The following is a 5,106-nucleotide window of genomic DNA, read 5'->3' on the forward strand; positions in this document are numbered from 1 at the left end:
GAGTGGTTGTTAAAGTAGAGTATGTGCCAGAGCCTGACTTGTATTCAATTTTGTAACCTGTAATTGGAGAACCACCATTGTTGGCAGGTGCAGACCAAAATAGATTGACTTGAGTAGGTGACACAGCAGAAGATGTAAGATTGGTAGGAGCACCTGGCACTGTTGTAGTTGATGAAGATTTTGGTTGAACAACTACTTCAGATGAGGGTGTACTGCTAGTTCCAAATGTAGTGATTGTGTAGATACGATAAGTATAGACAGAGTTTGTAACCAGATTATTATGAGAATAAGTTGTAGATGTACTTGCGGTGTTTGAAATTAATTCTGTATAAGTTCCAGAATTTACTCGATATTCAATTTTGTATCCAGTTATTGGATATCCACCATTATTAGTTGGAGCATTCCAAAATAGGGTTGCTTTTATTGGAGATGCTGCATATCCAGTAAGATTGGTAGGTTTACCTGGAAGTGAACCAGTAGAGGACGATGTAGGAGTAGCGGAAACTTCAGTTGATGCTACACTTGTACCAACAGAGTTTATTGCTGAAACCTTGTATGTGTATGAAGTACCAGTAGTAAGACCAGTATGAGAATAAGTTGTATCAACAGTATTACCTAAAACAGAATATGAGCCAGTACCAGATTTTACTTCAACCTTGTAACCTGTAATTGGAGAAGCGCCATCATTTGAGGGAGTATTCCAAAAGATATTGATTTGAGTTGAAGATATTGCAGTTGCAGTGATATCAGTAGGGCTTGAAGGTATAGTTGCAGCACTAATCTCTGATGGTATTAATGCTAAAAGAAAGATCGAAAGGCAAGCAAGTGCAACATTAAGAGTTTTGTTCATAGCCATACTCAAAGATTAAGAAGATATGTATTTCTCATGAATTATTCTACGGTGTTTGTTATTATCTGCCAGTCAGTGAAAATTTTGAATGTTATATGAGATTTGATAAGATCAAATTTTGGATTAGAAATCATTTTAATTTAGTAGTGTTTTCTGAACGATTTATCGGCTTATAGTCATGATTAATGTTATTGTTAAGTTCAATTATTGTATCACGTGAAATTTTAGCTTTGTCATTAAATGCATTCATTGCCATCTGAGAGCTTTGACCACTGTTTAATGCTTCATTTAGTGCCTTTTGTCCCTCTTCATGTTGTTTTTGAGTAACAGCAAATTGTCCCAAGAAAATATTTCTTATTGAATCATCAAAATTTTCTACAAAACGAGAAAATACATTAAATGGATTATATTTTTCAAACTCTTTTTCTGATTTAGTAATATCTTGCTCTAAATAGTTCTGTGCAATTATTCTTTGCCCACTTAAAGTGTCATTATTCTCATTTGTATTATTATGTTCTAATATTGTAGATAGCAGTTCTTGTTGTGATTGAGAAAGATCCGCGGTAGAACTATTTGTGTCATTGTTAATAATCATGGTTTGATTCGCTTCATTATTTTCATGCATTATAATAGGTGGTAATTGTGGTTTTTCAATAACAGCGTACTCTATTGGGAAAAAACCCATTGTAAAACCATCTTTTGAAATAATTATACTTGTTCCGTATGCCAAACCTAAGCTCATAGGCTTTGTAGGAGAGATGTCAAATGATCCGTCACCTTTACTTGTAGTTTCAACTGTTTCTGTAGGGTATTGAATTTGTACTTTAGCATCTGAAACTGGTTTGTGTGATTGATCAAGTACTTTACCAGTTATCTTTGGGATATCTCCATCATAAAATGTATCTGGAATTTTGGCAGACAAAATAAACTGAGATGTTTGAGCTGAAACAAGAGAAACCGATACGGAAAGGAATATGATTAAAAGAATTTTTGAATACAACTATTCTATGCATCTAACTTTGAAGATAAGCAAATGAGTTGAAATTATTTAGCAACCATCTAAACTGTTTAAACTATGAAAATGCTAGGATTTAGCCACGAATATGAAAAACTTGATGATACAGCTATCTAAATGAAATTCTTTTTGAATATAAGATTGGTTATAGAATATTTAGTTAGGTGTATTAGTACAAAAATAATATTTTTTATTATTCAGGAATTAAATTGAAAAATTAACATGTGTTATTTTTAATAATCATCATTTTTTGTATAAAACTTAAGAATTTACAGTTTATTTTTTTCTTTTAGTTTTGCCAATTCTGTTTTAAGTGCAGTATTTTCTAATTGTAATTCACGAAGTTCTATTGTCAAATGTTCAACTACTTTATCTAATCCATTTAGCATTATGCGTGTTTCCTCGTCTAAGTCAGACTCTTTTTCTTGCACTATTTTTCTAAAAATTTTCTAAACTTAAGGATTTAGAAAAAATATTAATAAAATATTTTAAGTTCAAATCAGTATTTAGGGAATACTGATAATTTGAATGAATGATTTCTACGGGAGTCTTTTAAGTTAATTATTCTGAATTAATAATGTACTCTTAGCGGAGTCATTGTTAACACAGACCAGTCCAGGGTTGGGCAATTTGGCCCAATCTTTTTAATTAAAAAAATTTCTATTTGTTATAGATTATCTCACTAACGGTTAGTAAGGAGTTTGTAGATACTCTGATAAGATTACTGTGTTTTGTCAGCTTTCAGAAAATTCCTTGTATTCGCTCTATTTTTTTCGCAAGATATCAGATTATTTTTCTATAATTTCAAATGAGGTAGTTGCTAATTCCGCATCTCTGTATTTTAAAATTACATTGTAAACTCCTATTTGTGAATCATTACTTATATCAAATAGTGTGTAAATCTCTCCCTTCTTTGTAGCATGTGTATGAATTTCATTTTGGGATTGATCTGGATGAATGATTACTACTAAAATCTCATCTCCTCTAGTATAATCTTCAACATATCCTGAAATTATAATATGTTCATAATTATATTTTGAGTGAGGTTGTTCAAATTGCTCTTTATCTACTCCAATGAATGTTATTTTTTCTAATTCTTCTGCAAATAGATTTGTATTAAAACCAGACATAACAAATAGAGAGACTACCATAATAGTAAATCCATATTTTAAAGCCGTTTTATTTTTCCCTTGCATTTCAGATAAGATTTTTGACATTATGTTGTATTATCGTAAATGATAATAAGCCGCGCTGAAATTTGAGTTGGTTTCATATGCCAATTTGGCAATAGTGTAAATTTCCATTATCTAAAGATTCAGAAAAATTTGAAAAATTGGTAACAGAAAGTTAGCCATACAATCAGGTAGTTTAAGCCCTAGCTGTTTTTGATAACAATTTTACCATTTGGTAAAGTTCCAAGAAACTTCCTACAGAAACTCAGCTATCAAATTGTAGATAGAAATAGATACAGATAGGCGTGGAAATTAAATTCGTTTTTTAATTTGCCACACAGTAATTGCAGGTGCTACAAAGTACATTCCTATATTTAGTAAAATTAAAGAAATTCCATATCCTAACACTTTAGCTTCTGAGTCCATATCTACATGATTTAGAATAGATAAACTTGAAATCATTGGAGTCAGTATAATTTTTACTGTCTCTTTGAATACTGGATTTTCTCTCTCCCAGTCTGCTACAGTTGGACTAAACGAATAGTAGAATTGATTGAATGTACTCATAAACGATATACCTGATGTTGTTTGGAGCAAAGAATTATCTCGTAATTCACGTAATTGTTGTACTTGCGGTGTTAGTTCAGAACCATATGTTGCAGTAGCAATTAGACATCCACCACCTTTTGATTCAGATACACTTGGAGTAATCTCTTTTGGAATTATTCGGTATATTTTTCCATTCGATAGTGATACAATATACAGAAAACCGTCTGGACCTTCTTCAACATCTGTAATTGCACCAAATCCAGTCCCAAACAAAATTTCTTTATTTGACTCACCGATGTTCAAAGTGTTATCTTGCAGATCAAATGAACTAAAAACAAAACCAGTTCTATCTTCATTTAAATTAAATCTGTAGAGATTTCCATTATTACAATCCCCGACAAAGACACTGTCTGTTTGCGTAAACTTTTCTGATGTACTGAATGTAATTCCAGTAGGACAAACGGGTTTTTCCCATACAAATTCTGGATTACTGTAAACAAAATCCCCGTATTTTGGTAATGAATCAATTAGAGTTTGATTCTTTGTAATTCCCATTATCTCAATCCAACCACTGTTAAAATTTTCTGGAATAAAGTTAATTTCATCTAATGAATCATCACCGTTTTCAGTATCCCATAAATTTCCCGTTATTGGATCTACTGTTATACCAAAACTGTTTCTGATTCCCATAGCATAGTAGGATCCTGATGGATCTATTCTGAGAATTACACTTGTATCATTTTTCCATTCTGTATCTCTGTTTTGTAGTCTACCATAATTTCCATTGTCTCCAATTACAGCATATATCTGTCCACCAAAACTAGTCATTGCTCCACCGTTATGAAAATGATTATCGCTTGGTAGAGTCTTGAGTAATACTGGATTTACTAGTTTTTCTCCATTCCAATCATATTTGTAAATTCTATTTTCAATTGCCTTCCCTGCATCAACATCTGCTGCTGTGAAATATACATAAACTTTGAAACCATCAGATGTAATCCCAAGCATTCCTCTTTCTCCATCATTTGCAACAGCCTCATCTAAAATTAGCTCTTGTTGTAAAATTCCATTTTTTATCAATCTAATTACTCCACTACTTCTCTCTAAAACAAAAATATCATCTCCAACAAAAGTCATTGCGGTTGGACTGTTTGGAATACCTTCCACAAATTGTTCAACTACATAGTTTTCATCAAGAACTTTTGGTAATGTTGTTGATTCAGAATTATTTGCGTCATCTGTAAATGCAGATGGAATCACCATAACTCCAATGAAAATTACTATACAAGCTAAAAGAAATACTCTCACAAAAAACAATAATTCTGATCTAGTTAATGTTGTTTTATGTTCTCTGAACGTTCGTCAAAAATTCATCACATTATGACCAAATGATAAATACACTAACGAAGATGATCTTGGATTCAATTCTTAGAGTTTGAATTGTTTTAAAAAATAATTTCAACAGCTGAAATTTTTGAGCCCAGCCACTTTTTGGGTACAAAAATGGGCCCACAGGGACT

At 31.8% G+C, this 5,106-nt stretch carries 5 protein-coding genes; all 5 read right to left on the bottom strand.

Features of this window, described 5'->3' with window-relative positions:
* Positions 1 to 850 (bottom strand): fibronectin type III domain-containing protein (locus BG20_RS07710; RefSeq protein ID WP_048097163.1); only part of this gene is annotated, 850 nt, incomplete at its 3' end.
* A gap of 130 nt (positions 851 to 980) precedes the next feature.
* The gene (locus BG20_RS07715) at positions 981 to 1,772 is read right to left on the bottom strand and encodes a carboxypeptidase-like regulatory domain-containing protein (protein ID WP_238527562.1); all 792 of its coding nucleotides are present in this window, start codon (positions 1,770 to 1,772) and stop codon (positions 981 to 983) included.
* A 362-nt stretch (positions 1,773 to 2,134) separates the two neighbouring features.
* A complete protein-coding gene (locus BG20_RS12425) occupies positions 2,135 to 2,296 on the bottom strand; it encodes a hypothetical protein (protein ID WP_157999286.1) in 162 nt (53 codons plus the stop codon).
* A 357-nt stretch (positions 2,297 to 2,653) separates the two neighbouring features.
* The gene (locus BG20_RS07720) at positions 2,654 to 3,082 is read right to left on the bottom strand and encodes a hypothetical protein (protein ID WP_010193215.1); all 429 of its coding nucleotides are present in this window, start codon (positions 3,080 to 3,082) and stop codon (positions 2,654 to 2,656) included.
* Between the two features lie 267 nt (positions 3,083 to 3,349).
* A complete protein-coding gene (locus BG20_RS07725; protein ID WP_010193217.1) occupies positions 3,350 to 4,849 on the bottom strand; it encodes a PQQ-dependent sugar dehydrogenase in 1,500 nt (499 codons plus the stop codon).
* Positions 4,850 to 5,106 lie beyond the last annotated feature (257 nt).

This window comes from Candidatus Nitrosarchaeum limnium BG20 (assembly GCF_000241145.1).
GTDB lineage: Archaea > Thermoproteota > Nitrososphaeria > Nitrososphaerales > Nitrosopumilaceae > Nitrosarchaeum > Nitrosarchaeum limnae.